This is a genomic window from Streptomyces sp. NPDC026575, assembly GCF_055567415.1.
The window spans coordinates 337,677-363,814 of the sequence record NZ_JBVHQM010000004.1 but is presented as its reverse complement, the minus strand read 5'-3'; the positions used below and the strand labels follow the sequence as shown (position 1 = coordinate 363,814).

The following is a 26,138-nucleotide window of genomic DNA, read 5'->3' as shown; positions in this document are numbered from 1 at the left end:
GCAGGCGAACCCAGAGAAACCCCCACGGCGGGACAGCCGAAAACGTGGGAGGCGGGCCAAGCGCAGCGGACGGGCTAACCGAGCTCCGCGATCGTTGCATGCGACGGCCCCCGTCGCCTCCGCTCCGACCGGGACACGTCCTCCGCCGCGCGGAGCACCCGCACCGCGTTCTGCCAGGTCAGCTTGGCCAGGTCGGACGGGGACCAGTTGCGGTCCAGGAGTTCGGCGAGCAGGTTCGGGTAGCCCGCCACGTCGGCCAGGCCGTCCGGGGTGAAGGCGGTGCCGTCGAAGTCGCCGCCGATGCCGATGTGGTCGACGCCGGCGACCTCGCGCATGTGGTCGAGGTGGTCGGCGACGGTGGCCGCGGTGGCTCGGGGCCGCGGATCGGCGGCCTCGAAGGCCCGTTGGACCGCCATGCCCGCCTCGGTGGTGTCGAGGTGGTGCAGACCGTGGGCGCGCATGTTCTCGTCGGCGCGCAGCGTCCACTCGACGGCCTCGGGCAGCACGAACTTCGGGACGAAGGTGGCCATCGCGACGCCGCCGTTGGCGGGCAGCTGGGCGAGCACGTCGTCGGGGATGTTGCGCGGGTGGTCGCAGACAGCGCGGGCGGAGGAGTGCGAGAAGATCACCGGTGCGGTGCTGACCCGCAGCGCGTCGCGCATGGTGTCGGCCGAGACGTGCGAGAGGTCGACCAGCATCCCGCAGCGGTTCATCTCGCGGACGACCTCCTCGCCGAAGGCGCTCAGGCCCTGGTGGCGCGGCTCGTCGGTGGCGGAGTCCGCCCAGTCGATGGTGCTGTTGTGGGTGAGCGTCATATAGCGCACGCCGAGTCGGTACAGCGCGCGCAGCGTGGCCAGCGAGTTGTTGATGGAGTGGCCGCCCTCGGCGCCCATGAGGGAGGCGATGCGGCCCTCGGCGCGGGCGGCCTCCATCTCGTCGGCGGTGTGCGCCAGCCGCAGTTCGTCCGGGTAGCGGTCGGTCAACTGCCGTACGACGTCGATCTGTTCGAGGGTGGCGCTGACCGCCGTGTCGCCCGCGTAGTCGGCGCGTACGTACACCGACCAGAACTGCGCGCCGACGCCGCCGGCCCGCAGCCGCGGCAGGTCGGTGTGCAGATGCGCGGACTGGTCGGCGGCGATATCGCGCCGGTCGAGGTCGTAGCGGACCTGTTCGCGCAGTGCCCAGGGCAGGTCGTTGTGGCCGTCGACGACGGGCCAGCGGGCGAGCAGGGCCCGGGCCTCCTCCAGCGAGGAGCTCACTTGGCGCCGCCGAAGCCGAAGCCGTTGGGGGTGGCGACCTTGTTGCGCAGCCGCTTGCCCTTCTCGGTGGCCTGCTCGTTCAGCTCCTGCTGGAAGTCGCGCATCCGGGCGAGGAGTTCGGGGTCGTGGGCGGCGAGGATCCGGGCGGCGAGGAGTCCGGCGTTGCGGGCGCCGCCGACCGAGACCGTGGCGACCGGCACACCGGCCGGCATCTGCACGATGGACAGCAGCGAGTCCATCCCGTCGAGGTACTTCAGCGGGACCGGGACGCCGATGACCGGCAGCGGGGTGACCGAGGCGAGCATCCCGGGGAGGTGGGCGGCTCCTCCGGCGCCGGCGATGATCGCTTTCAGGCCACGATCGGCGGCGCCCTCGCCGTACGCGACCATCTCGCGCGGCATGCGGTGGGCCGAGACGACGTCGACCTCGTAGGGGATCTCGAACTCGGCGAGAGCCTGGGCGGCGGCCTCCATCACGGGCCAGTCGGAGTCGGAGCCCATGACGATGCCGATCACGGGGAGATCAGAGGGGCGCGCGTCGGCGCTCGTCGAGGGGCGGCGGTCGGGCGACGGGCGGGATGAAGTCATTCGGTGATCGTTCCTCGCAGGTAGCCGGCGGCGTGTGCGGCGCGCTCGCGCACATCCGCCAGGTCGTCGCCGTAGGTGTTGACGTGTCCGACCTTACGGCCGGGCTTGACGTCCTTGCCGTACATATGGATCTTCAGCTGCGGGTCCCGTGCCATGCAGTGCAGGTACGCGTAGTACATGTCGGGGTAGTCGCCGCCGAGGACGTTGGCCATGACCGTCCAGCGGGCGCGCGGGCGCGGATCGCCGAGCGGGAGGTCGAGCACGGCACGGACGTGGTTGGCGAACTGCGAGGTGATCGCGCCGTCCTGGGTCCAGTGGCCGGAGTTGTGCGGGCGCATGGCCAGCTCGTTGACGAGGATGCGGCCGTCGGCGGTCTCGAAGAGCTCGACGGCGAGGTGGCCGACGACCTCCAGCTCCTTGCCGATCCGCAGCGCCAGCTCCTGGGCCCGGCCGGCCAGCTCGGGGTCGAGGTCGGGTGCCGGCGCGATCACGGTGTCGCAGACGCCGTCGACCTGGATGGACTCCACGACCGGGTAGGCGACGGCCTGGCCGTGCGGTGAGCGGACGATGTTGGCGGCCAGTTCGCGGGCGAATTCCACCTTTTCCTCCGCGAGGACGGGCACCCCCGCACGGAAGGGCTCCTCGGCCTCCTTGGAGGATCGCACGACCCAGACTCCCTTGCCGTCATAGCCGCCGCGGACGGTCTTGAGGACCACCGGGAAGCCGCCCGACCCGTCACCCGGCCACCGCCCCTCATCGAGGCGCTCCGCGCCGCCCCCGCTGATTTCCGCCGCGAAGCGCGCCACGTCCGCGGGGTCGGAGACGATGCGATGGCGCGGGCAGGGGACGCCGATCGCGTCCAGCTTGGCGCGCATCACCCCCTTGTCCTGGGCGTGCACCAGCGCGTCGGGACCGGGCCGGACGGGGATGCCGTCGGCCTCCAGGGCCCGCAAATGCTCGGTGGGGACGTGCTCGTGATCGAAAGTGATCACATCGCAGCCGCGCGCGAAGGAGCGCAGCGTGTCCAGATCGCGGTAGTCGCCGATGACGACTTCGCTGACCACCTGGGCCGCCGAATCCTGCGGAGTGTCGCTGAGAAGCTTGAACTTGATGCCGAGGGGGATACCCGCCTCGTGGGTCATACGGGCGAGCTGACCGCCGCCGACCATGCCGACTACCGGGAACGTCACGCCCCCCAGGGTATCCGCCCCGCGCTGCTGCCCCGACCCCGGCTTGGATGATCCTCCGAGTTCGCGCGTTCGAAGATCGCCGGTGAAGATCGACATCGGCCATTAGTCTCGGGCACGGGTGTGCGACCGGTGCCGGGCTGCGGCCCGGCCAAGGGGAGGCCGGATGGAAAGCAGTGGCATATCGAGGGGCGCCCGGGCGCTGGTGATCGGCGTGGCGATCGCCGCGCTGGTGGTCGCCGTGCACTCCGTGGTCAGTCAGCTGTCCGCACCGAAGGTCTTCGACGCGGACGACACCGAGATCGCGATCGAGGCCGGCGACCGCTTCAGCGTACGGGTCGAGGACGACCCGGCCGGCCGCTACCACTGGATCATCGCCCCGCCCCGCCCCGACCCCGGCATCCTCGAAGCGGCCGGTGCCCGCGAGGCCCCCGACGACGCCGCGCCGTCCGGCGGCGGCCCCGCCCGCTACCTCGACTTCGAGGCGGTCCGTGCGGGCCGTACGGACTTACGGCTGCTGCGCTGCCGCAGCTGCGCCACCGGCGCCGAGGAGCCGGGCGCCCGCACCCTCAACTTCCGTGTGACCGTCGGCTGACCGCCCGCCCCTGGGGCCGTCCGCACACATTGGCCGGGAGTTGGGCACCGCCGTTCGAGGCGTGGTTAGCATGAGGGAGCGGACCAGGGTTGACGGCCGCGGACACCGCCCACAACGGGGAGCTGAACGACCACCATGAGTGAACGGAGCGCGCTGCGGACGCAGCTGGAGGCGCTCACTCGCGAGCTGGTGAAGTTCGGCGCGGTCGGCGGTGCGGGCGTCGTGGTCAACTTCGCGGTGTTCAACCTCGTACGGCAGCTGACCGAGGTGCCCGTCGTCCGGGCCAGCATCATCGCGACGATCGTGGCGACCGGCACCAACTACCTCGGCTACCGCTACTTCACCTACCGCGACCGCGACAAGCAGGGGCGCACCAAGGAACTGACGCTCTTCCTGCTGTTCAGCGCGATCGGCCTGATCATCGAGAACGGCCTGCTCTACGTCGCGACCTACGGGTTCGGCTGGGACAGCCGGCTGCAGAGCAACGTCTTCAAGTTCCTCGGCATCGGCATCGCCACGCTCTTCCGCTTCTGGTCCTACCGCACCTGGGTCTTCCGCACGCTGCCCGCGCGGGAGGCGATAGAGACCGCCGAGTCCTTCCTCGACGACGCCCACCGCCCGTCGCACCCGCGCAGCGGCTCCCGGAAGTAGCCGGGGCCGCTCACCCCTCGACGGGGTCCGCCTCGCGGGCCAGGAAGAGCGCGAAGACCGGCGGATGCTGCTGGAGCAGCTCCAGCCGCCCGCCGTCCGCCTCCGCGAGGTCCCGGGCGACGGCCAGCCCGAGGCCCGTGGAGTTGCGGCCGGAGACGGTCCGCTCGAAGACCCGCGAGCCGAGGTCCGGCGGGACCCCCGGTCCGGCGTCGGTGACCTCGACGACCGCCTGGTTGCCGGTGACGCGGGTGCGCAGCGCGACCGTACCGTCGCCGTGCATCAGTGAGTTCTCGATCAAAGTGGCCAGCACCTGGGCGACCGCGCCCGGTGTGCCGACGGCCCGCAGGCCCTTCTTGCCGGAGCGGACGATGGCCCGCCCGGCGCTGCGGTAGGCCGGCCGCCACTCCTCGATCTGCTGCTTGACCACCTCGTCGAGGTCGAAGGCGACCGCGGAGCCGCTGCGCGGATCCCGCGAGTTGGTCAGCAGCCGCTGGACGACGTCGGTCAGCCGCTCGACCTGGGCCAGCGCGATGGTGGCCTCTTCCTTCACGGTCTCCGGGTCGTCGGTGACGGTGATCTCCTCCAGCCGCATGGACAGCGCGGTCAGCGGCGTACGCAGCTGATGGGAGGCGTCCGCGGCCAGCCGCCGTTCGGCGGTCAGCATCCGGGCGATGCGTTCGGCGCTGGCGTCGAGCACATCGGCGACCCGGTCCAGCTCCTGGACGCCGTAGCGGCGGTGGCGGGGCCGCGGGTCGCCCGAGCCGAGCCGCTCGGCGGTCTCGGCGAGGTCGGTCAGCGGCGCGGTCAGCCGGCGGCCCTGGCGGACGGCCAGCACGACGGCCGCGAGGATCGCCAGCACCGCCACGGCCAGAATGACCAGCAGCGTCCGGCCGATCTCCGAGCTGATCGTGGAACGCGACTCCTCGACCGTGACGGACTCGCCGCGGTCCCCGCGCACCGTCGACTCGATGACATCGCCCGAGGGCCGCTGCCCGATCTCGATCGGCGCCTTGCCGGGCACCCTGATCTCGGCGTACCGCTTGGCGGTGATCTGCTCGGAGAGCACGTCCGTGGTGATCTTCTCGCCGCCGCCCAGCCGGCTCTCCACGATCCCGACGAGCCGGACGGCTTCGGACGACACGCTCTCCTGGGCACCGGACTGGATCGTGCGGGTCTCGACGATCACCAGCGAGACGCCGAAGACGGCGATCACGACGAGCACCACGGCGAGCGTGGAGTTGATCAGGCGACGGCGCACGGGCCCCTAGCTCTTTTCGAAGCGGAAGCCGACACCGCGGACGGTGGCGATATAGCGGGGGTTGGCGGCGTCGTCCCCGAGCTTCTTGCGCAGCCAGGAGATGTGCATGTCCAGCGTCTTGGTGGACGACCACCACGTGGTGTCCCAGACCTCGCGCATCAGCTGGTCGCGGGTGACGACCCGGCCGGCGTCGCGCACCAGTACCCGCAGCAGGTCGAACTCCTTCGCCGTGAGCTGGAGTTCCTCCTCGCCCATCCAGGCGCGGTGCGACTCGACGTCGATCCGTACGCCGTGGGTGGCGGGCGGCTGCTGGGGTTCGGCGGTGGAGCCGCGGCGCAGCAGGGCCCGGACGCGGGCGAGGAGTTCGGCGAGCCGGAAGGGCTTGGTGACGTAGTCGTCGGCGCCGGCGTCCAGGCCGACGACGGTGTCCACCTCGTCGGCCCGAGCCGTCAGCACCAGGATGGGGAAGGAATGGCCTTCGTTGCGCAGCCGGCGGGCGACCTCCAGGCCGTCCATACCGGGCAGCCCCAGGTCCAGGACGACGAGATCGATATTGCCCTGGAGACCGGCGTCGAGCGCCGTCGGGCCGTCCTCGCGCACCTCGACTTCGTAACCCTCGCGGCGCAGTGCGCGGGCGAGCGGCTCCGAGATGGACGCGTCATCCTCGGCGAGCAGTACACGGGTCATGGCCCGATGGTAGTCCGATGTATCGCACCCGAGGGGCGGACCAGCGCGGATGGCTCGTGACGGACCGTTTCCGCGGCCATCACGGCCGTGAGCTGCGGACCCTTCGAAAGGGCGGCAAGGGAAGGTTCCCGACCCGAATGTGAGCGTTGTCTCACGGTATACAAACGCGCGTTAACGCGACGTATGGTGGCCGGACGTCCGTCGCACAACTCCGGGACCCTGACTCTTAACGGGAGTCGGCGGTCCCTGTTGTGTGCAGGCTGGCACACCCAGTCCTGAACACAGTGAATGACCTGACGACCGGGTCCGCCGCGCAGCAGCACGGGGGGCGTGGATCCCGGTGCACGACCGTCCTGCCGGAACCGCTTCGCGTGGTGCCGAACCCCCCGGACGTGGGGGCGGGCATGTCTGCACCGGTGCCGGTCAACCCCCACAGGGCGCGTATCGGGGCTCTCGAACGCGTCCCGAGCAGACCAAGGAAACTTCCATGGCGTCAAGCCTGACGAAGGACAACGCCAAGCAGGGCACCCCTGCGGACGGCGGCAAGACCTTCTTCGGCCACCCCCGCGGACTGGCCCCTCTCTTCATGACCGAGATGTGGGAGCGCTTCAGCTATTACGGCATGCGCGCCCTGCTCGTGGTCTATCTGATCTCCGGCGGCCCGGACGCCGAAAAGGGCGCCCAGGGCGGCGGTCTGGCCATGAATGTGGCCACCGCCTCGGCCATCTACTCCATCTATGTGGCGATGGTCTACCTGCTGGCCATGCCCGGCGGCTGGATCGGCGACCGCATCTGGGGCCCGCGCAAGACCGTCGCCATCGCGGCGGCTGTCATCATGACCGGCCACCTGACGCTGGCCATTCCGGGCCAGGCCGGGTTCTTCGCGGGTCTGGCGCTGGTCGCAGTGGGCTCGGGTCTGCTGAAGGCCAACATCTCGACGATGGTCGGCCACCTCTACGACGGTCCTCAGGACCCGCGTCGGGACGGCGGCTTCACGCTCTTCTACATGGGCATCAACATCGGTGCCTTCGCGGCGCCGCTGGTCATCGGCACCGTCGGCCAGAGCGTCAACTGGCACCTGGGCTTCGCGCTCGCGGCGCTGGGTATGGCCCTGGGCCTGGTGTCGTTCCTGATCGGCACCCGCAACCTCAGCCCGAAGTCCAGCGTCGTGCCGAACCCGCTTCAGGCGGAGGAGCGCACCATGTGGCTGCGCAAGGGCCTGATCTGGGTCGCCGTCGCCGCGGTCTTCTACGGCGTGGTCGGCTTCACCGGTCACTTCACCCTGAACTGGGCGGTGATCCCGCTCGCGCTGCTCGGCCTGGTCATTCCGATCACGGTCCTGGCGCGCATCAAGCGCGACAAGGAGCTGACCGACACCGAGCAGACCAAGGTCAGCGGCTACATCTGGTTCTTCGTGGCCGCCGCGGTGTTCTGGATGATCTTCGACCAGGCGGGCTCGACGATGTCCGTCTTCGCGGAGAAGAAGACGAACGGCGAGGTCTTCGGGCTGGGCTTCCCCTCCTCGTGGTTCCAGTCCGTGAACCCGCTGTGGGTCATGGCCCTCGCCCCGGTCTTCGCCTGGCTGTGGCTGCGGCTGGCGCGCCGCGACCGCGAGCCGAGCACCACGGTGAAGTTCTCGATGGCGATGGTCTTCATCGGCGCCTCGTTCGCCGTCTTCATCGTCCCGATGATGATGGCCTCGGACGGTTCGAAGGTCAGCCCGATGTGGCTGCTCTCCATCTACATGATCCAGACCATCGGCGAGCTGTGCCTCTCCCCGGTCGGCCTGTCGGTGACCACCAAGATGGCGCCGCAGAAGTACGCGAGCCAGATGCTGGGCGTGTGGTTCCTGGCCGTCACCGCGGGCGACTGCCTCGTCACCCTGCTGTCCACCGGCGGCGCGGACCTGAGCGGTATCCCGGTACTGGCCGTCGAGGCCGCTATCGCGGTGCTGGCCGGTCTGGCGATCTACGTGAGCCGCAAGCGGATCGTCGCGCTCATGGGCGACGTCCGCTGACGCGACCCGCGACCATGGAAGGGCCCGGTACGCCGCTGCGTACCGGGCCCTTCCGGCGTCCTGGCGGCCGGTGCCCTACCGGTTCAGCCGCCGCCGCGGCGTGCAGGCGAAGACCGCGGCGCCGAGCAGGATGACCGTGCCGGCCACCAGGCCGAGCGCGGTCAGCGCACCGTGATCACTGGCTCCGGTCTCGGCGAGACCGCCGCCGCTGCCGCCCGAGACGCTGGCCGGTCCGGCCGCACCGCCGCCGGAGGCCGCCGCGCCGCCCGACGAACCGCCGGAGGTGCCGCCCGGCTGCGCCGCGGTGTCCAGGGTGAGCGAGGCGCCCGGGTCCTTCTCCGGGGTGCAGGTCGTGGTCGTGCCCAGGGCGTTGACGGTGAGCACGCCCGGGGTCAGCGTGGCCTTGCCGGTGGCACCCGGCTTGTAGGTGCCCTTGAGGTCGGGGATCTCGATCGGGTCGCCGGACTTGATGGGCTCGGGGTTCGTCGGCCCCTCGACCTTCACCGAGCCCTTGTCCGCGCCGCCCACCTTGACGTCCATCGACGGCTTGACCGAGTCCTTGGGGATGTCGGCCGGGCTGTCCATGACGGACTTCTTGAACTGCACCGTCAGGTCGTAGGCGCCGCCCTTCTTCACGGCGTCGATCTGCACCGGCGAGGTCGCCTTCTTGTCCCCGATGGGCGTCTTGCAGGCGTAGGGCACCTTCACCTCTTTGCCCTTGTACGCGGTGCCGTCGGGGTCGCCGCCGGAGCCGCCGGTCGAACCGCCCGTCGAACCGCCGGAGCCGGTCGTCCCGCCCGAGGTGCCGGCGCTGGTGCCGCCGTCGTCGCCCCCGGTGGTGCCGCCGCTCGCGGTGCCCCCGGTGGCGCCGCCGCTGGTGCTGCCGCCGTCGGTGCCGCCGCTCGTGGTGCCTCCGGAGGACGTGCCCCCGGAGTCGCCGCCGCCGTCGGTCACCTTCACCGTGACCGCGGGCTGCACCGCCTCCTTGGCCGAGCACTTGGTGTCCGTGGAGATCGGCTTGTTGACGTTGATGTTGTAGAAGCCGGGCGTGAGGGTGATCTCACCGGGCTTGGTCAGCTTCAGCCTGCCCTTCATGTCGGACAGCTTCATCGCGCCGCCCTTGGGGATCGGCGGGTTCTCCCGCGGCCCCTCCATCGGCAGCTCGCCGGTCTGCGCCCCGGCCACCGTGATCGTGCCGGTGGGCCGGACGGTGTTCTCCCCCAGGTCGAGGATGTCGGGGTTCTTCGACGCGGCCTCGACGGTCTTCCAGACCACCTCGATCTCGTCGCCGACCTTCGCGGTCGCCGGTGCGCTGACGGCCACCTTCGTGGTGCCCTGGATCGGCGGCATCCCCGATATCGGCGGCGGCAGGCACTCCGTCTTGTACGCCACCTCCGCCGCCTGGGCGGTACCGGCCGCGGTCATGACGCCCGCACCCGCGAGCACCAGCGCGGCCGCCGAGGCCACCGCGGCTCTCCTCCGTTGCCTCATCACGCAGAACCTTTCGACGTCGGTCGTTCGGTTGATGTGGTGGTGGACGGTGCGGTGTCCTGGGTGAACCACGGCAGGGCGGCGCCGTCGCCGTCCTCCGCGGCAGCGCTTCTGCCGGTGGTGCGGGCCCTGCGGCCGCCCGCGGTGCGCGCCCTGCGGCGGCCGGTGCCGCGGGCCGTACGGCGCGGACGCACCCGGTCCACGATCGCCATCCCGACGCGGAACACCGCCGTCGGGACCACGACGCACAGCAGCACCCAGAAGAGCGTCACGCCCCAGGGCCTGCCGACCCCCCAGGGCTGCTCGACCAGTACCTTGCCGCCGTACTTGAGCGAGACGAGGTAGTCCCCGTGCGCGCCGGCCGCCAGCTCGACCGGCAGTCTGACCTCGGCCTTCTTCCCGGCGGGGACGGTCCCCCGCCACTGCCGCTCCTCCCACTGGGGCGCGAAGACACCGTGCGAGGTGCCGACTTCGAAGACCGGGTCCCTGGCCGGCGTCGAGCCGAGGTTGCCGACCGTGACGGTCAACTCGCGCTGCGGCGGGGCGCCGAACCAGGTCAGCAGGCCGCTGCTGCCCGACAGCCGCGGCTGGGCGAGCACCGCCAGGCGGCCGCCGGTGCGCTCCTTGGGCAGCGGCGCCACGGGGTGGCCCGCCACTTTGAACGCGGCGTCCGCGGCGGCCGCCGCACCCGTCACCGTCGCCACATGCACCACACAGGGGCAGGGCTTGGGCGGTTCGGCGACCGGGAGGCTCTTGCGGAAGGCGCCGTGGGCGTCCGTTCTGACGGCCCGTCCGTCGCCGTTGGCGCACGCGTCGGTGCCGCCGATCATGTTCTGTCCGCAGATCAGCAGCGTGAGCAGCACCTTGGGCCGCCAGCCGCGGCCGGTCACGGTGAGGGCGCCGCCCTTGCCGGCCTCCTTCTTCGAGAGCCGGACAGTGGGTTCGCCGTCGGCGCGGGCGCGCGCACCGGCCGCGGCGTCCGGCGCCACGGCCAGCGCCAGGGCCGCGCACAGGGCCAGTACGGCCGCCACCCGCCTCGCCCCTGGGGACCGCCGGCCCGCGCCCGCCCTCCGGGGCGCTCCGGCGCCGGCTGCCGCGCCGGCCGTCGACCTGCCCTGCTCGCCGTTCACGATCGCGCTCCTGATCCCGTGTGCGTCAACTGACCTGCCGCGTCGGCCACTTCGCCGCCGGACGGCGGCTGACCGGCGGCGCCCCGCTCGCCCGGCGGCCGGTCCGGGCCCTGGGTGCGGCGCCACCGGACCGCCACCGCACCGCCCGCCCCCGCCGCCACGACGAGGGCCGCCCCCGCGCCGGCGCCCCATGGGAGGGCCGTGTACGACGCCGTGGCGGACGCGTGCGCACCGCCCTCGGCCGTCACCGCGAGCCGTACGTCCACCGCGTCCAGCTCGGGCGGATCCGGCCACTTCTCCGTCAGATCGACGCTCCGACCGGGCTTCAGGGTGAGCGGCAGAGTGCGGGCGGCGCGCCGCAGCACCGGGCCGGACACCCCGTCGGCGCGCACCGCCAGCCGCGGGGTGAGCACCGTGTTGCCGCGGTTGACCAGCGTGTACCGGATGACGGCCGCGCTCCCCCGGCCCCGCACCGCCACGTTCTCGACGGTCAGCGCGGACAGCCGCGGTCCGGTCACCCGCAGATGGACGGGTACGGCGACCCGCCCGCCTTGCCCGCCCGCACCGCCGCCGGTCGCGACGATCGCCCCGGCGTGGTCGCCGGGGAGCGCGTCGCGCGGCACGGTCGCCGAGAACGGGACGCCCGCGCGGGTGTGCGGCGGGACCTTCACCTCGCGCGCGGCGAACGCGATCCACGGTCCGGAGCCGGATCCGGAGCCGCGCAGCCGTACGGTGACGGCGCGGCCGGTGGGGTTGCCGAGGGCGAGCCGGTCGTTCATGACGGTGCCCGGCGCGCCCTCCAGATAGAAGTACGGACGGTCCTGTGCGCTCGGCTCGGCGCCGTCACCGGGCGCGGGCGCGGCGGACCAGCGCGGGTCCGCGGCCGCGGCGGACGGCTGCGCCCCGGCCGCGGTGGGGCACAGCAGCACGGCGGCGGCCGCGAGGATCACCCCGCTGGCCGCGGTGCGCGGACAAGACGGCATCGGCGGCTCCTGGTGCTCGTACGCGTGGGGCGGGACTACCGGAGCGTCAGGCCCGCTGCCGGCGGCGGGTCAGCCAGAGCGCACCGGCCGCGCCGGCCAGCAGCACCGTGCCGCCGAGGGTGCCCAGCGCGATCGCGGAGTCCGCCGGCCCGGTCTGCGGCAGCTGCCCGGAGGAGCCTCCGGCGGCCGCGCCGCCGCTGCCGCCGGAGCCGCCGGACCCCTTCACGTCGAGGGTCAGCGAGGGCTTCGGGTTGTTGCTGGGGGTGCAGGTGGTGGTGGTGCCCAGCGCCTTGATGGTGAGGGTGGCGGCCGTGAAGGTGACCTTGCCGCTGCCCTTGGGCGTGTACGTACCGCTCAAGTCGCTGATCTTGATGGGGGTGTTGGCCGGTATCGGCTGGTCGTTCGGGGGCCCGGCGACCGGCACCGTACCGCTCTCCGCGCCGCCCAGCTTGATCAGCGCGCTGGGCTTCATCGCGCCCTTGCCCAGCTCCACGGGGCTGGAGGAGACGCCCTTCTCGAAGGACATCACCAGCTTGTACGCACCACCACTGGGGGTGCTCTTGATGTTGATGGGCGAGACCGCGCCCTTGTTCCCGATCGGTGTCCTGCACTGGTAGTCGACGTCGACGACCTCGGCGTGGGCGGCCGGCGCGGTGAGCATCACCGCGGACCCCGCCGCCATCGCCACCGCGGCGGCGAGGCCCGCCGCCCGGCGCGGACGCCTGCCGTGCTGTTCGTAGAAGCGGGTCACCTTCCGTTCCCCTTCTCCCGGTGGGCGCACCGCCGCACGTTACTGACGGCACATCAGATTGGCCGCTCAAGGTACGCCGGGGACCTTGTCGAGGGAAGGCAAAGCACAGCCCCGATCCGTACGGCCCGGGGGCGGCGGGGAAAACCGGCCGCGGCGGCGAGCACCGCGGAGACTCCCGCGGCGCAGGGAGCACAGGGGGCGCAGACGACACAGCGCGGGCCCGCAGGCCCGCGCTCGCCACTCTGTCGCCCGATCCGCCCGCCCGTCAGGACGGCGCGGCGAGCTCCGCCCAGACGGTCTTTCCGGCGCCGTCGGCGTTGCGCACCACGCCCCAGTCCAGGCACAGCCGCTGCACGATGAACATGCCGTGCCCACCGGGGCGGCCCGGGCGGTGCGGGCTGCGCGGCGCCGGCGACCCCGCACCGAGGTCGCTGACCTCCAGGCGCAGCACCTTGGCGGTGCAGCGCAGCCGCAGTTCCTCGGGCCCTTCGGCATGCAGGCAGGCGTTGGTGACCAGCTCCGAGACGACCAGCAGCACGTCCTCGGCGGCGGCGCGCTGATCGGCGGTGGCGGCCGGCAGCCAGCCCCAGTCGTGCAGGGCCTGCCGGGCGAAGTCACGACCTCGCGCCACGGCACCTCGGGTGCCCGCCAGGCGCAGCCGGCGGATCTGACCCACCGGCGCAGCGGCGGCCGGAACGGCGGCGGAAGCGCCGGCGCCGCCCGGCTCCGGGCCGAGATCGCCCGGCGGGTACGGCCGGGTGGTGCTCATCAGCGCTTCACCTCACCGATTCGCCTATTCACGGAGAACAGATAACTGACTGGTTGCAACGGATTCAGATGTCTCCTGCCCGACCGGACCGTGAGAACACCCACTTGTTGGGTACGGATGTTGTGACACGTACTACGCGCCCGGAATGCATCATTCCGGGCGCCGTATGCCACGTCAGTCGGCCAGGGCCGCATCGAGGGAGTCGTGCACCGTGAAAACCGCCTCCGCGCCGGTGATCTCGAAGACCCGGGCAACCACGGGCTGCATCTCCACCAAGTGGACCCCGCCCCCTTCGGCCTCGGCTTTCAGGCGCGCGCCGAGGAGCACATTGAGGCCGGTGGAGTCCATGAACTCAAGGCGTGAGCAGTCCACCACCAGGCGTGCATATCCGTCGTCCACACAGCCTTCGAGTGACTCACGCAACAGATCGGCGGTGTGGTGGTCAAGCTCACCCGCGACCGTCACGACCGCGCTGGCGCCGTGATGGCGGATCTCGACGTGAAGCCGACCCCGGCTCGCACTGCCGACCGTCCCGCGGTCCATGCGCGCGCACCCCTTTTGCTGTCTCGACGACGACTGATTGCTGACGACTGCGCTCGTCGAACCCTACGCCTTCCTGACGCCCGCTGGTAGCCGAACAATCCGCATATTGCCCAATATACGGACAACACGCACTTGCCATCTTCAGGCAATCCCAGGTAGGCGTAGTAAGGACACATTCGAAACGGCCGGCTTTGGAGGCGCCGCACACCGCAGCAACACGGAGAGGCATCGGCAGCCATATGCCGAGAACGATGGAGGAGACCATGTCACCCCGGCTCGACGAATTGCGCACCGACGACCACCGGCAGCCCGCATCGTCGACACCCCCGTCCGACCCGACCGGGCTTATCCCTTCCCAGCCGCACCCTGCCGAATCAGACCTGGCGGGAGTGCCTGAGATCGACGGTCTGCCCGAGATCCCGCCGTTCGACGAGGTGGGTCCGGTGGACGCGAGGGCTCTGTCCAAAACCCTCTTCGAGCGGCTTGAGACGCTTGAGGAAGGCACGCACGAATTCGCGTACGTCCGCAACACCCTGGTCGAGCTCAACCTCGCCCTGGTGAAGTTCGCGGCCTCCCGCTTCCGCTCCCGCAGCGAGCCCATGGAGGACATCGTCCAGGTCGGCACGATCGGCCTGATCAAGGCGATAGACCGGTTCGAACTCAGCCGTGGCGTCGAGTTCCCGACATTCGCGATGCCGACCATCGTCGGCGAGATCAAGCGCTTCTTCCGCGACACCAGCTGGTCGGTGCGCGTACCGAGGCGTCTGCAGGAACTGCGCCTGGACCTGGCCAAGGCCGGCGACGAACTGGCGCAGAAGCTGGACCGCGCCCCCACGGTGCACGAACTCGCCGAACGCCTCGGCATCACCAATGACGAGGTCGTCGAGGGGATGGCCGCGAGCAACGCCTACACCGCGAGCTCGCTGGACGCCCAGCCCGAGGAGGACGACAGCGAAGGCGCGCTGGCCGACCGCATCGGCTATGAGGACCACGGCCTGGAGGGCATCGAGTACGTCGAGTCCCTCAAGCCGCTGATCGCCGAACTGCCGCCGCGCGACCGCAAGATCCTCTCGCTGCGCTTCGTGGCCAATATGACGCAGTCCGAGATCGGCGAGGAGCTGGGCATCTCCCAGATGCACGTCTCCCGTCTGCTCTCCCGCACCCTCGTGCGGCTCCGCAAGGGCCTGATGGTCGAGGAGTGAGCGACCCGCGGTCCCTGCCGGCCCGTCGCGGCCGGCAGTCGCCCGCGCGGAGGAGGGCCTGCCCCGAGGCTTACTGGGGGCGGGCCCTCCTTTGCTGTTCGGCCGTCTGACAGCCCGACGGACGAGCCGTCAGACCAGAACTCCCTTGTGCCACACGGCCGATACGAGCGGGACGCCCGGGCGGTAGGCGAGGTGGACGTGCGAGGGCGCGTCCAGCAGGGCGAGGTCAGCGCGGGCGCCGGGGGCGATCCGGCCGACGTCGGTACGGCGCAGGGCGCGGGCGCCGCCCGCGGTGGCCGACCAGACGGCCTCGTCGGGCGTCATCCCCATGTCGCGGACGGCCAGCGCGATGCAGAAGGGCATCGAACTGGTGAAGGACGAGCCGGGGTTGCAGTCCGTGGACAGCGCGACGGTGGCGCCGGCGTCGAGCAGCGGGCGGGCGTCGGGCCACTTGGCGCGGGTGGAGAACTCGGCGCCCGGCAGGAGGGTGGCGACGGTCTCGGACTGGGCCAGGGCGTCGATGTCGGCGTAGCTGAGGTGGGTGCAGTGGTCGGCGGAGGCGGCGCCCAGTTCGACGGCGAGCTGGACGCCGGGTCCGTGGCCGAGCTGGTTGGCGTGCACCCGTGCCGCCAGGCCCTTGGCCTGACCGGCGGTCAGGACGGCGCGGGCCTGGTCGCCGTCGAAGGCGCCCTTCTCGCAGAAGACGTCGATCCAGCGGGCGTGCGGGGCGCAGGCGTCGAGCATCGGGCCGGTGACGAGGTCGACGTAGCCGGCCGGGTCGTCGGCGTAGTCGGGGGAGACGATATGCGCGCCGAGGAAGGTGACCTCGTCGGTGTGCTCGGCGGCGATGCGCAGCGCGCGCGCCTCGTCCTCGACGGTCAGGCCGTAACCGGACTTGGTCTCCTGGGTCGTGGTGCCCTGGCGGAGGCCCTCGGCCAGGTAGCGGGCGACGTTGGCGTGCAGGGCCTCGTCGGTGGCGGCGCGGGTGGCCGCCACGGTCGTGCGGATGCCGCCGGCGGAGTACGGGCGGCCGGACATCCGGGCGTTGAACTCCGCGGTGCGGTCGCCGGCGAAGACCAGGTGCGAGTGGGAGTCCACGAAGCCGGGGATGCCGGCCCGGCCGCCGGCATCGACGGCGTTGTCGGTGGCGGGTGCTTTGCTGGAGGGACCGACCCAGGCGATGCGGTCGCCGTCGATGACGACCGCGGCGTCCTGGATCAGGCCGAGGGGGCCTTCGCCGAGGGAGGGGTCGTTGGTGACGAGCTGGGCGATGTGGGTGATGGCGGTGGTCGGCGCGGAGGTCGTCGTCATCGCGGGGGTGTTCTCCTTCAGCCGCGTACGGCGGCGATGGACTCTGCGAGTGCTGTGGGCACGTCGGGGACAAGAGTGTGCACACCGTCCCGGACGATCTGCCGCCCGCCGACGATGGTGTGTCGCACATCCGCCGCGGAGGCGGCGAATACGGCCGTCTCGGCGGCCAGCCGGGGCAGTGGTCCGGCGGTGCGTACGGAGTCCAGCGCGATCGTGGTGAGGTCGGCGAGCGCGCCGGCTTCGATCCGGCCGGCGTCGTCCCAGCCCAGGGCGGTGTGGCCGTCGGCGGTGGCGGCGCGCAGCAGGGCGGCGGCCGTCCAGTGTCCGCGGGTGCGGGTGCGCAGCCGCTCGTCGAGTTCCATGGCGCGGGCCTCTTCGAGCAGGTCGATGACGGCGTGGCTGTCGCTGCCGAGCGACAGCGGGCTGCCGCGGCCCTGGAGCTGGACGGCCGGGCCGATGCCGTCGGCCAGATCGCGTTCGGTGGTGGGGCACATGCACACCCCGGTGGTGGAGTCGCCGAGCAGCCCGATGTCCTCGCCGGTGAGGTGGGTGGCGTGCACGGCGGTGGTGCGGCGGCCCAGCGCGCCGTGGTCGGACAGCAGCTGCGTGGGGGTGCGGCCGTGTGCCTCCTGGCAGGCGTCGTTCTCGGCGGTCTGCTCGGAGAGGTGGACGTGCAGGGGCGCCTGCCGCTCGCGGGCCCAGTCCGCGACGGTGCCCAACTGCTCGGCGGGGACGGCGCGTACGGAGTGGATGGCGGCGCCGATGCGGGCGTGCTCGCGGCCGCCCTTGAGCGCGTCGGCGCGCTGTGCCCACTGGTCGGCGGTGCCGTCGGAGAAGCGCAGCTGGTGCCGGTTGGGCGGGGTGCCGAAGCCGGCCGAGAGGTAGGCGGTGTCGAGCAGGGTGATGCGGATACCGGCGTCGGCCGCCGCCGCGATCAGCGCCTCGCCCATCGCGTTCGGGTCGCTGTAGCGGGTGCCGCCGGGCGCGTGGTGGAGGTAGTGGAACTCGCCGACGCAGGTGATGCCGGCCAGGGCCATCTCGGCGTAGACGGCGCGGGCGAGGGCGAAGTAGCTGTCCGGGGTGAGCCGGTCGGCGACGCCGTACATCACCTCTCGCCAGGTCCAGAAGGTGCCCGAGCCGACCTGGACGGTGCCGCGCAGCGCGCGGTGGAAGGCGTGCGAATGGGCGTTGGCCAGGCCCGGGATCGTCAGGCCGCGCAGCACGACGGCGCCGGGCGGCGGGGTGTCGGCCCCCTTGCGCACGGCCGTGATCCGCCCGTCCGCGACGTCCACGCTCACGCCCGGCTCGACATGCGTGCCGAGCCAGGCGTGTTCGAGCCAGTAGCTCGCGGGTGTCGTCAGTGGCACGCCAGCCCCTCCAGTACGTCGGCGAGTGCGCTGACCCCGGCGACGCAGTCGTCCTCCTCCGCCGCTTCGGCGGGTGAGTGCGAGACGCCGGTGGGGTTGCGGACGAACAGCATGGCCGTGGGGACGGTGCCGGACAAAATTCCCGCGTCGTGCCCGGCGCCGGTGCCCAGGACGGGCACGGTGCGCCCCTGCGTCTTGCCCAGGATCGCGCTCAGCTCGTCCCGCAGGGCGTGCTGGAACTCCACGACGGGGGTGAAGGATTCGCGCACGACGGTCAGGTCCACGCCGTCGCGGGCGGCACGCTCGGCGGCCGCCTGCTCGATGCCCTGGATCACGGTGTCCAGGGTGTCCTGGTCGGCGGCGCGGGAGTCCAGCCAGCCGCGGACGAGCGAGGGGATGGCGTTGACGCCGTTCGGCTCCACGCTGATCTTGCCGAAGGTGGCCAGGGCGCCGGCCAGCCGGGCCTGCTCGCGGGCGGCGAGCACGGTCGCGGCGTAGCTGAGCATCGGGTCGCGGCGGTCGTCGAGGCGGGTGGTGCCGGCGTGGTTGGCCTCGCCGTGGAAGTCGAACCGCCAGCGGCCGTGCGGCCAGATGGCGGAGGCGATGCCGACCGCGTCGCCCGACAGGTCCAGCGCGCGGCCCTGCTCGACGTGGAGTTCGACGAACGCGCCGATCCTGGCGAGCCGTTCGGGGTCCGGGCCGATGGCCTCGGGGTCGTATCCGGCGCGCTCCATGGCCTGCGGGAGGGTGGTGCCCTCCCCGTCGCGCAGCTGGTGCGCGGCCTCGGCGGTCAGCGCACCGGCGGCGAGCCGGGATCCGACGCAGGCCAGACCGAAGCGGGCACCCTCCTCGTCGCCGAAGTTGACGATCGCCAGCGGCTTGCCGAGTTCGGCTCCCCTGCTGCGCAGTTCGTCGAGCGCGGCGAAGGAGGAGACCACGCCGAGGGGGCCGTCGAAGGCGCCGCCGTCCGGTACGGAGTCCAGGTGGGAGCCGGTGACGACGGCGTCGCCGGGGGCCACGTCCTGGTAGCCGCCGGCGCCGAGCCAGGCCCACTGGTTGCCGTTGCGGTCCAGTTCGTAGGCGAGACCGCGGGCCTCGGCCTGGGCCCGGAACCACGCCCGGCAGTCGGCGTCGGCGCCGGTCCAGGCGTAGCGGCGGTAGCCCCCGGAGGAGGAGTCGCGGCCGATCGGCCGCAACTCCTGCCACATCTGGTGGAACGAGGCGGTCACGCGCCCTCGCCTTCGCCCTCGCGCATCGGGATGCGGACGCCGCGCTCGGCGGCCACCTCGTCGGCGCGCTCGTAGCCCGCGTCGACATGCCGGATGACGCCCATGCCGGGGTCGTTGGTCAGCACCCGGCGGATCTTCTCGCCGGCCAGCGGCGTGCCGTCGGCGACGGTCACCTGGCCCGCGTGGATGGAGCGGCCCATGCCGACGCCGCCGCCGTGGTGCAGCGAGACCCAGGAGGCGCCGGAGGCGACGTTGACCATGGCGTTGAGCAGCGGCCAGTCGGCGATCGCGTCCGAGCCGTCCTTCATGGCCTCGGTCTCGCGGTACGGCGAGGCGACGGAGCCGCAGTCGAGGTGGTCGCGGCCGATGGCCAGCGGCGCCCGCAGCGTGCCGTCGGCGACCATCTCGTTGAACCGCTCGCCGGCCTTGTCCCGCTCGCCGTAGCCGAGCCAGCAGATCCGTGCGGGCAGGCCCTGGAAGTGGACCCGCTCCCCGGCCATCTTGATCCACCGGGCCAGCGACTCGTTCTCCGGGAAGAGGTCGAGGATCGCCTTGTCGGTGGCCGCGATGTCCCGCGCGTCGCCGGACAGCGCCGCCCAGCGGAACGGCCCCTTGCCCTCGGCGAACAGCGGCCGGATGTAGGCGGGCACGAAGCCGGGGAAGGCGAAGGCGCGCTGGTAGCCCGCGAGTTGGGCCTCGCCGCGGATGGAGTTGCCGTAGTCGAAGACCTCGGCGCCGGCGTCCATGAAGCCGACCATCGCCTCGACGTGCTGGGCCATGGACTCGCGGGCGCGGGTGGTGAAGCCGGCCGGGTCCTTGGCGGCGTGGTCGGCCATGTCGGCGAAGTCGATGCCGGTCGGCAGGTACGACAGCGGGTCGTGGGCGCTGGTCTGGTCGGTGACGATGTCGATCGGCGCGCCCTCGGCGAGCATCTGCGGCAGCAGCTCCGCGGCGTTGCCGAGCAGTCCGATGGACAGCGGCTTGCGCTGGTCGCGGGCCTCGACGGCGAGCTGGAGCGCGTGCTGGAGGCTGTCCGCCCGCACGTCCAGGTAGCGGTGCTCGATCCGGCGCTCGATGGCGCGCGGGTCGCAGTCGATGCAGATCGCGACGCCGTCGTTCATGGTGACGGCGAGCGGCTGGGCGCCGCCCATGCCGCCGAGGCCGGCGGTGAGGGTGATCGTCCCGGCGAGCGTGCCGCCGAACTTCTTCGCCGCGACGGCGGCGAAGGTCTCGTACGTGCCCTGAAGGATGCCCTGCGTCCCGATGTAGATCCAGGAGCCGGCCGTCATCTGCCCGTACATGGTCAGGCCCAGGGCCTCCAGGCGGCGGAACTCCTCCCAGTTGGCCCAGTCGCCCACGAGGTTGGAGTTGGCGATCAGGACGCGCGGCGCCCATTCGTGGGTCTGCATCACGCCGACCGGCTTGCCGGACTGGACGAGCATCGTCTCGTCCTGCTTGAGCGTGGTGAGGGTGCGCACCATCGCGTCGAAGGAGCGCCAGTCACGGGCGGCCTTGCCCGTGCCGCCGTAGACGACGAGCTTGTCCGGATGTTCGGCCACCTCCGGATCGAGGTTGTTCTGCAGCATGCGCAGCGCGGCTTCCTGCTGCCATCCCCGAGCACTCAGCTCCGTACCGCGCGCTGCCCGCACGGGTCGCGGTCCCGACATGGGCCGTGCCTCCCTGACTTCGAATGGATTGAGCTATTCACATAGTGGCGCCACTGAATAGCACTAGTCAACAGGGCGCGGTCGACCACCCCGTCCGGGCGTCGCGAACCGGCCGGAGGGGGCGAGGGAACCCGACTGCCGGACGCCGAAGATTTGACTTGCCCAGCAGGAAAGTCTGGGGTAACTTTCCCATCAGGAAAGTAAACGGGGACGAGTCACGGGGACCGCCCGGCCGGACGGTCCGGGCCGCCTTGGGGAGGCGATGACCATGAGCACACAGGTGGATGCCGAGCGGGCCTGGCAGGATCTGCAGCGGATCCGGGTGCCGCAGGAGCGGGTGTACGACGAGGTCGAAAGATGCGCGCAAGGCGACGCCAAGTCGACGTACACCATCGCCGCGATCATGTGGATCTTCATCGCGAGCTGGGGAATCGACCTCCCCGACTGGGCCTTCTGGCTGGTGCTCGCCGCGTATGTGGCCCTGGTCAGCACCCTCGGAGTGCTCCACAACCGCCGCAGCAGGGTGCAGCTGCACCGCTCGCGGCACAGCTGGCGCTCGGTCGCCACCTTCTTCGCGGGCGGGGCGGTGACCCTCGCGACGATCCTGCTCTCGGGCTATGTCGTCGATTCGCTGGCGCTGCCGCTCGGCCATGTCATCCAGGCCACCGTCTCGGCCGCCGCGTTCGTACTGCTCGTCGGACCGGCCAACCGCTGGGCGGTCGGCGCGCTGCGCGCCCGCGGCGCGAGAGCCGTCCAGGAAGAGGTGAGCCGATGAGCACCCCGAGCGGGTTCGACGAACTGATCCACCCCTCCACCCGGCTGTCGGTGGTGGCGCTGCTCGCCGCGACGGAGTGGGCCGACTTCCCCTTCATCCGCGACAGCCTCTCGCTGAGCGACTCCGCGCTCTCCAAGCAGCTGCACACGCTGGAGGAGGCCGGATATCTGGAGATCCGCAAGGAGGGCGGCGGCCGAAAGCGCCGCACCAAGGTGCGGCTGACCAGCCGCGGGCGCACCGCCTTCGAGGGCCATGTGGCAGCGCTCCGCGCGATCGTCGAGGGCGCGGGTCCCACGGCTGCGCCGGTACCCCCGACACCATCCGCCGCGGGAGCGACCTCGGCTCCCCGGCACGACCAGCAGCACGCGGAGGCGGGCCGATGACGACGACCGAACCCCTGACGGCACAGCCGGCGCCCGGCGCCCCGCCGGCCGCCGCACCGCCCGTCATCCGGGCCCGCGATATGCGGATGTCGTACGGGGCCACCGACGTGCTGCACGGCGTCGATCTGGACATCCACCGCGGCGAGATCTTCGCGCTGCTCGGCCCCAACGGCGCCGGGAAGACCACCACCGTCGAGATCCTGGAGGGCTTCCGGCAGCGTTCCGCCGGTGAGGTCAGCGTCCTGGGGACGGACCCGGCGCGCGGCGGCGACGCCTGGCGCGGCCGGATCGGGCTGGTCCTGCAGTCCTGGCGCGACCACCGCCGCTGGCAGGTCGCCGAGCTGCTGACGCACTTCGCCGCGTACTACCCGCAGCCGCGCGATCCGGCCGGGCTCCTGGACCTGGTCGGCCTCACAGAGCAGGCCGGGCAGCAGGTCGACCGGCTGTCCGGCGGCCAGCGCCGCCGCCTGGACGTGGCGCTCGCCATCGTCGGCCGCCCCGAACTCCTCTTCCTGGACGAGCCGACCACCGGCTTCGACCCGGAGGCCCGCCGCGACTTCCACGACCTGGTGGAGCGGCTCGCCCGCGACGAGGGCGTCACGATCCTGCTGACCACCCACGATCTGGCGGAGGCCGAACGGCTCGCCGACCGCATAGCGATGCTGGTCAAGGGCCGGATCCGGGCCTGCGGCACCCCCGCGGAACTGGCCCGGCGGGCCGCCGCGCACGCCGAGGTCCGCTGGACGGCGCCCGACGGCACGGCCCGCCGCGAGCGCACCGACGACCCGTCCCGGCTGGTGTGGGAGCTCCACCGCGACACCGGCGGACCGGTGCCCGACCTGGAGGTCCGCCGCCCGACGCTGGAGGACACCTATCTGCACATGGTGCACCGGGACGAGACGGCCGGGGGCGCGGCCGGGGCACCGGACGGGGAGCGGCGGGCCGCATGAGGGGCACCCGCCGTATGAGAGACACGCGACAAACAGGGGGACAGAAGTGACAGGGGGACAGAAGTGAGCGCAGCACCGCACACAGCCACCGCCGTCGAGCCGAGCGCGCCGGCGGGCGGGACCGCAGGAGGCGGCACCCGCACGACGACCGTGAACACCCACGCCCAAGGCACCGGGCCGGCCGGGGCGGGACCCGCCCTGCGCCGCCGCTACTGGCGAGCCGGCTTCCAGCGCGGGGGGATCGAGCTGCGCCATCTCCTGCGCAACCCCAAGGAGATGAGCGGCCATCTGGTCAACATCGTCGTGGCGTTGCTGCTCGCCGGCTATATCAGCGGCGACGTGCCGGGCACGCACACGCCCATGGCCCATCTGACGCTCGCCGGCTTCGCCGCGTATCTGCTGTTCCAGATCGGGCTGGTCAACCTGCCGCAGATCCTGGTGACCGAGCGGGAGGAGGGCGCCCTGCTGCGGCTGCGCGCCACGCCCGGCGGTATACCGGCCTATCTCGTGGCCAAGTCGCTGCTGGTGGTCGCCATGGCCCTCGGCACCCTGGTGCTCCTCCTCACCACCGCCGCGCTGCTGGTGGACGGACCGCTGCCGCACGACGCCGGCGGCTGGCTGACGCTGCTGTGGGTCGGGGCGCTCGGGCTGCTCGCCGTCGTACCGCTGGGCGCGGCCATCGGTGCCGTGCTGCCCAACCCGCGCGAGGCGCTTGCGCTGATCATGCTGCCCGCGATGGGGCTGCTGGTCACCTCGGGCGCGATGTTCCCGCTCTCCTCCATGCCGGCGCTGGTCCAGAAGATCGCTTCGGTCTTCCCGCTCAAGTGGATGGCGCAGGGCCTGCGCTCGGCCCTGCTGCCGGACGCCGCACGCGCCGCGGAACCGGCCGGCTCCTGGGAGCTGCCCACGGTGGCCCTCGTCCTGGCCGCCTGGGCGGTGGCGGGCTTCCTGCTCGCCATACCCCTGCTGCGCCGCGCCGCCCGCCGCGAGTCCGGCTCCCGGCTCAGCGAACGCCACCGCAAGGCGAGCGCGGGCGGCACCCGCACCGCCTGACGGCACCACCCGCACCGCCTGGCGGCAGCACTCGCGTCTTCCGACCGCACCCACCCGCGCCGTTCGACCGCACCACCCGCACTGTCCCCCACAGACGCTCGCGCCGTCCGACACAGACGCTCGCGCCGTCCGACACAGGGGGCCGCGGCGACCGACGCGGGGGCCGTGCGGCCGAATACGGTCTCGGGCGCCTCGCCGCAGGCCGGTATGCGATGGCGCGGGTGCCCTGGCCAATGGTGCACTTGGGGCATGAGCTTCACGGACCGAGACCGTGCCGTACGGGCAGCCGTCGCGCAGGGGTTGGTGGGGGCCGACGAGCCCGTCGCCGGGCTGCTGGATGTGGCCGGGATCCGCCGGGCGGTGGGGGAACTCCGGGCCGCTTTCGAGGAGTTCACCGCGCCCGGCACTCCGGTCCTGCATGCGTTCGCGGTGAAGGCCGCCTCGCTGGTGCCCGTACTGCGGCTGCTCGCGCAGGAGGGGCTCGGCTGCGAGGTGGCCAGCCCCGGTGAGCTGGCGCTGGCCCGCGCCGCCGGGGTGCCGGCCGCCCGCACGGTCCTGGACTCGCCCGCCAAGACCCCCGCCGAGCTGCGCGAGGCGCTGGCCCTGGGGATCGCCGTCAACGCCGACAACCCCGAGGAACTGGCCCGTATCGACGGGCTGATGGCCGCCGCGCCGGGCACCGCCCCCGTCGGCCTGCGGGTCAATCCGCAGATCGGCGGCGGCAGCATCGGGGCGATGAGCACCGCCACCGACACCTCGAAGTTCGGGGTCGCGCTGCGCGACGAGGGCGCCCGCGACTGGGTCGTACGCGCCTTCCTCGGCCGCCCCTGGCTGACCCGGCTGCACGCCCACGTCGGCTCCCAGGGCATGCCGCTGGAGCTGATGGCGGCGGGTGTGCGGAGCCTGTACGAGCTCGCCGAGGAGATCAACGAACGGGCCGGGCGGCGCCAGGTCGACACCCTCGACATCGGCGGCGGCCTGCCGGTCAACTTCTCCTCGGACACCACCACCCCGACCTACCGGGAGTACGCCGCGCTGCTGCGCTCGGCCGTCCCCGGGCTGCTGTCCGGCCGCTACGGCCTGGTCACCGAGTTCGGCCGCTCGCTGCTGGCCAAGCACGGCACGGTGCTCGCCCGCGTCGAGTACGCCAAGTCGGCGGGCGGCCGACCCATCGCGGTCACCCACGCCGGCGCCCAGGTCGCCACCCGCACGGTCTTCGTGCCCGAGGCATGGCCGCTCAGGGTCGCGGCGTACGACTCCGAGGGCCGCCCCAAGACGGGCGAGCCGGTCGCGCAGGACATCGCGGGGCCGTGCTGCTTCGCGGGCGATCTGGTCGCCGAGAACCGCCCGCTGCCCCTGCTGGCGTCCGGCGACCACGCCGCTCTCCTGGACACCGGCGCGTACTACTTCTCCACCCACTTCGCCTACAACTCGCTGCCCCGCCCCGGGGTCTACGGCTATGCGGCCGCCCTCGACGGCACCGTCCACTTCGCGACCATCCGCACCCCGCAGACACTTCAGGAACTCACGGCGGAGAGCGGCGGCGCGCACACGGAGGCGCTGCGCGACCTCGGGAGCGAGTAGGGAGGACGGGCGAGGGAGCCGCCCACCGCCGCTCCTCAGCGGCCGACCCGCGCCGCCCGCGCCGCCCCGCCCCGCGCGCCCTGGGCCCGTGCGCCTCCTGTCCGCGCTCCCCCGGCTCGGGCGTCCCCGGCCGCCAGCCCGGTCAGCGCGTACCCGCGGACCTCCTTGCCCGCGGCGCCGCCCCGCCGGGCGGACTCCGTACGCACCCACAGCAGCGCCTCGTGCTCCCGCTCCCAGCGGCCCAGCCACAGGGCCTTGGCCCACAGCCCGAGCGCCGCCCCGGCCATCAGCAGACCGCCGGCCGCCGGCAGGGCGAACGACGAGCCGACCGCCGCCAGGAAGGCGAGCAGCAGCCACCAGCGGTGCGCCCGCCGCCAGACCCGGATGGTGACCGAGCGGTCCTGGAGGATGACGGCCTTCCCGGCGCGCGACGCCCCGCGCGCCAGCGCCGTATACCGCCCCCGACGCACCGCGAACACCGCGAACGCCGCGATCACGAACAGCGCCGCCCCCGCCGGCAGCCCGATCGCCCGCCCGGTCAGCCCCGGCACCAGCGCGCCGATCCCCGCGGCCAGCAGCCCCGGCCACCACAGCCAGCCGGCCGGCGCCCGCACCACCACCGCGACCCGCGCCAGCGCATACGCCCCGCGCCCCACGACAGACCTCCTCACCCAGAAGACCATCCGGCCGCCGTGTCGTACCCGTACGC

25 protein-coding genes are annotated in these 26,138 nt (G+C 72.5%); 9 read left to right on the top strand and 16 right to left on the bottom strand.

Features of this window, described 5'->3' with window-relative positions; translation table 11 throughout:
- Positions 1-74: 74 nt before the first annotated feature.
- The 3 genes from ACZ4NB_RS07790 to ACZ4NB_RS07780 are packed head-to-tail and all read right to left on the bottom strand — an operon-like array spanning position 75 to position 3,015.
- Positions 75-1,259, bottom strand: a complete 1,185-nt coding sequence (locus ACZ4NB_RS07790) for a dipeptidase (protein WP_467659117.1) — start codon at positions 1,257-1,259, stop codon at positions 75-77.
- Entirely contained in the window at positions 1,256-1,846 is a 591-nt protein-coding gene (gene purE, locus ACZ4NB_RS07785) for a 5-(carboxyamino)imidazole ribonucleotide mutase (protein WP_467659116.1), read from the bottom strand. The genes ACZ4NB_RS07790 and purE overlap by 4 nt, the downstream gene beginning before the upstream one ends.
- Positions 1,843-3,015: a 5-(carboxyamino)imidazole ribonucleotide synthase gene (locus ACZ4NB_RS07780; protein ID WP_467659198.1), complete on the bottom strand. Its 1,173-nt coding sequence runs from the start codon at positions 3,013-3,015 to the stop codon at positions 1,843-1,845. The genes purE and ACZ4NB_RS07780 overlap by 4 nt, the downstream gene beginning before the upstream one ends.
- A 184-nt stretch (positions 3,016-3,199) precedes the next feature.
- Between ACZ4NB_RS07780 and ACZ4NB_RS07775 the strand changes: the two genes are divergently transcribed.
- Both ACZ4NB_RS07775 and ACZ4NB_RS07770 read left to right on the top strand, forming a co-directional pair.
- Positions 3,200-3,628 carry a protease inhibitor I42 family protein gene (locus ACZ4NB_RS07775; protein WP_467659114.1) on the top strand — a complete coding sequence of 143 codons (429 nt, stop codon included), beginning with the start codon at positions 3,200-3,202 and terminating at the stop codon, positions 3,626-3,628.
- Between the two features lie 135 nt (positions 3,629-3,763).
- A complete protein-coding gene (locus ACZ4NB_RS07770; RefSeq protein WP_467659113.1) occupies positions 3,764-4,279 on the top strand; it encodes a GtrA family protein in 516 nt (171 codons plus the stop codon).
- Between the two features lie 10 nt (positions 4,280-4,289).
- Here the strand turns inward: ACZ4NB_RS07770 and ACZ4NB_RS07765 are convergent, their stop codons facing one another.
- Both ACZ4NB_RS07765 and ACZ4NB_RS07760 read right to left on the bottom strand, forming a co-directional pair.
- Entirely contained in the window at positions 4,290-5,537 is a 1,248-nt protein-coding gene (locus tag ACZ4NB_RS07765) for an ATP-binding protein (RefSeq protein ID WP_467659111.1), read from the bottom strand.
- A gap of 6 nt (positions 5,538-5,543) precedes the next feature.
- A complete protein-coding gene (locus ACZ4NB_RS07760) occupies positions 5,544-6,224 on the bottom strand; it encodes a response regulator transcription factor (RefSeq protein ID WP_033266590.1) in 681 nt (226 codons plus the stop codon).
- 487 nt (positions 6,225-6,711) lie between these two features.
- Here ACZ4NB_RS07760 and ACZ4NB_RS07755 point away from each other — a divergent pair, with 487 nt between their 5' ends.
- Positions 6,712-8,241 carry a peptide MFS transporter gene (locus tag ACZ4NB_RS07755; RefSeq protein WP_467659109.1) on the top strand — a complete coding sequence of 510 codons (1,530 nt, stop codon included), beginning with the start codon at positions 6,712-6,714 and terminating at the stop codon, positions 8,239-8,241.
- A 75-nt stretch (positions 8,242-8,316) separates the two neighbouring features.
- Here ACZ4NB_RS07755 and ACZ4NB_RS07750 read toward each other — a convergent pair whose 3' ends face one another.
- The 6 genes from ACZ4NB_RS07750 to ACZ4NB_RS07725 form a co-directional block, all read right to left on the bottom strand.
- Positions 8,317-9,732 carry a hypothetical protein gene (locus tag ACZ4NB_RS07750; RefSeq protein WP_467659108.1) on the bottom strand — a complete coding sequence of 472 codons (1,416 nt, stop codon included), beginning with the start codon at positions 9,730-9,732 and terminating at the stop codon, positions 8,317-8,319.
- Positions 9,732-10,862 (bottom strand): hypothetical protein, encoded by a 1,131-nt coding sequence (locus ACZ4NB_RS07745; protein WP_467659107.1) that lies wholly within the window; start codon positions 10,860-10,862, stop codon positions 9,732-9,734. The genes ACZ4NB_RS07750 and ACZ4NB_RS07745 overlap by 1 nt, the downstream gene beginning before the upstream one ends.
- Positions 10,859-11,845 carry a COG1470 family protein gene (locus ACZ4NB_RS07740; RefSeq protein WP_467659106.1) on the bottom strand — a complete coding sequence of 329 codons (987 nt, stop codon included), beginning with the start codon at positions 11,843-11,845 and terminating at the stop codon, positions 10,859-10,861. The genes ACZ4NB_RS07745 and ACZ4NB_RS07740 overlap by 4 nt, the downstream gene beginning before the upstream one ends.
- A gap of 46 nt (positions 11,846-11,891) precedes the next feature.
- The gene (locus ACZ4NB_RS07735; RefSeq protein WP_467659104.1) at positions 11,892-12,596 is read right to left on the bottom strand and encodes an LPXTG cell wall anchor domain-containing protein; all 705 of its coding nucleotides are present in this window, start codon (positions 12,594-12,596) and stop codon (positions 11,892-11,894) included.
- Between the two features lie 265 nt (positions 12,597-12,861).
- A complete protein-coding gene (locus tag ACZ4NB_RS07730) occupies positions 12,862-13,365 on the bottom strand; it encodes an ATP-binding protein (protein ID WP_399149734.1) in 504 nt (167 codons plus the stop codon).
- A 174-nt stretch (positions 13,366-13,539) separates the two neighbouring features.
- On the bottom strand, positions 13,540-13,908 hold the full coding sequence (locus tag ACZ4NB_RS07725; protein ID WP_393499903.1) for an STAS domain-containing protein: 369 nt from the start codon (positions 13,906-13,908) through the stop codon (positions 13,540-13,542).
- Positions 13,909-14,171: 263 nt separating this feature from the next.
- Here ACZ4NB_RS07725 and ACZ4NB_RS07720 point away from each other — a divergent pair, with 263 nt between their 5' ends.
- Positions 14,172-15,110 carry an RNA polymerase sigma factor SigF gene (locus tag ACZ4NB_RS07720; protein WP_467659102.1) on the top strand — a complete coding sequence of 313 codons (939 nt, stop codon included), beginning with the start codon at positions 14,172-14,174 and terminating at the stop codon, positions 15,108-15,110.
- Between the two features lie 129 nt (positions 15,111-15,239).
- Here ACZ4NB_RS07720 and hutI read toward each other — a convergent pair whose 3' ends face one another.
- Genes hutI through hutU form a run of 4 tightly spaced genes read right to left on the bottom strand, consistent with a single transcriptional unit; the run spans position 15,240 to position 20,684 of the window.
- Positions 15,240-16,421 (bottom strand): imidazolonepropionase, encoded by a 1,182-nt coding sequence (gene hutI / locus ACZ4NB_RS07715; RefSeq protein WP_467659101.1) that lies wholly within the window; start codon positions 16,419-16,421, stop codon positions 15,240-15,242.
- Positions 16,422-16,438: 17 nt separating this feature from the next.
- Entirely contained in the window at positions 16,439-17,788 is a 1,350-nt protein-coding gene (locus tag ACZ4NB_RS07710) for a formimidoylglutamate deiminase (RefSeq protein WP_467659099.1), read from the bottom strand.
- Positions 17,779-19,017, bottom strand: a complete 1,239-nt coding sequence (locus tag ACZ4NB_RS07705) for an allantoate amidohydrolase (protein ID WP_467659098.1) — start codon at positions 19,015-19,017, stop codon at positions 17,779-17,781. The genes ACZ4NB_RS07710 and ACZ4NB_RS07705 overlap by 10 nt, the downstream gene beginning before the upstream one ends.
- Positions 19,014-20,684 carry a urocanate hydratase gene (hutU, locus tag ACZ4NB_RS07700; RefSeq protein WP_467659096.1) on the bottom strand — a complete coding sequence of 557 codons (1,671 nt, stop codon included), beginning with the start codon at positions 20,682-20,684 and terminating at the stop codon, positions 19,014-19,016. Before hutU ends, ACZ4NB_RS07705 begins: the two co-directional genes overlap by 4 nt.
- 268 nt (positions 20,685-20,952) lie before the next feature.
- On the opposite strand from hutU, the gene ACZ4NB_RS07695 reads away from it, so the two are divergent.
- The 5 genes from ACZ4NB_RS07695 (at position 20,953) to ACZ4NB_RS07675 (ending at position 25,429) form a co-directional block, all read left to right on the top strand.
- On the top strand, positions 20,953-21,459 hold the full coding sequence (locus ACZ4NB_RS07695; RefSeq protein ID WP_467659094.1) for a hypothetical protein: 507 nt from the start codon (positions 20,953-20,955) through the stop codon (positions 21,457-21,459).
- The gene (locus ACZ4NB_RS07690; RefSeq protein ID WP_467659092.1) at positions 21,456-21,842 is read left to right on the top strand and encodes a transcriptional regulator; all 387 of its coding nucleotides are present in this window, start codon (positions 21,456-21,458) and stop codon (positions 21,840-21,842) included. Before ACZ4NB_RS07695 ends, ACZ4NB_RS07690 begins: the two co-directional genes overlap by 4 nt.
- A complete protein-coding gene (locus ACZ4NB_RS07685) occupies positions 21,839-22,792 on the top strand; it encodes an ABC transporter ATP-binding protein (RefSeq protein WP_467659091.1) in 954 nt (317 codons plus the stop codon). Before ACZ4NB_RS07690 ends, ACZ4NB_RS07685 begins: the two co-directional genes overlap by 4 nt.
- A 198-nt stretch (positions 22,793-22,990) precedes the next feature.
- On the top strand, positions 22,991-23,845 hold the full coding sequence (locus ACZ4NB_RS07680) for an ABC transporter permease (RefSeq protein WP_467659196.1): 855 nt from the start codon (positions 22,991-22,993) through the stop codon (positions 23,843-23,845).
- Between the two features lie 249 nt (positions 23,846-24,094).
- Positions 24,095-25,429, top strand: a complete 1,335-nt coding sequence (locus ACZ4NB_RS07675; RefSeq protein WP_467659090.1) for a type III PLP-dependent enzyme domain-containing protein — start codon at positions 24,095-24,097, stop codon at positions 25,427-25,429.
- Positions 25,430-25,464: 35 nt separating this feature from the next.
- Here ACZ4NB_RS07675 and ACZ4NB_RS07670 read toward each other — a convergent pair whose 3' ends face one another.
- Positions 25,465-26,085, bottom strand: coding sequence for a hypothetical protein (locus ACZ4NB_RS07670; RefSeq protein WP_467659194.1), 621 nt, complete (start codon positions 26,083-26,085; stop codon positions 25,465-25,467).
- Between the last annotated feature and the right edge of the window lie 53 nt (positions 26,086-26,138).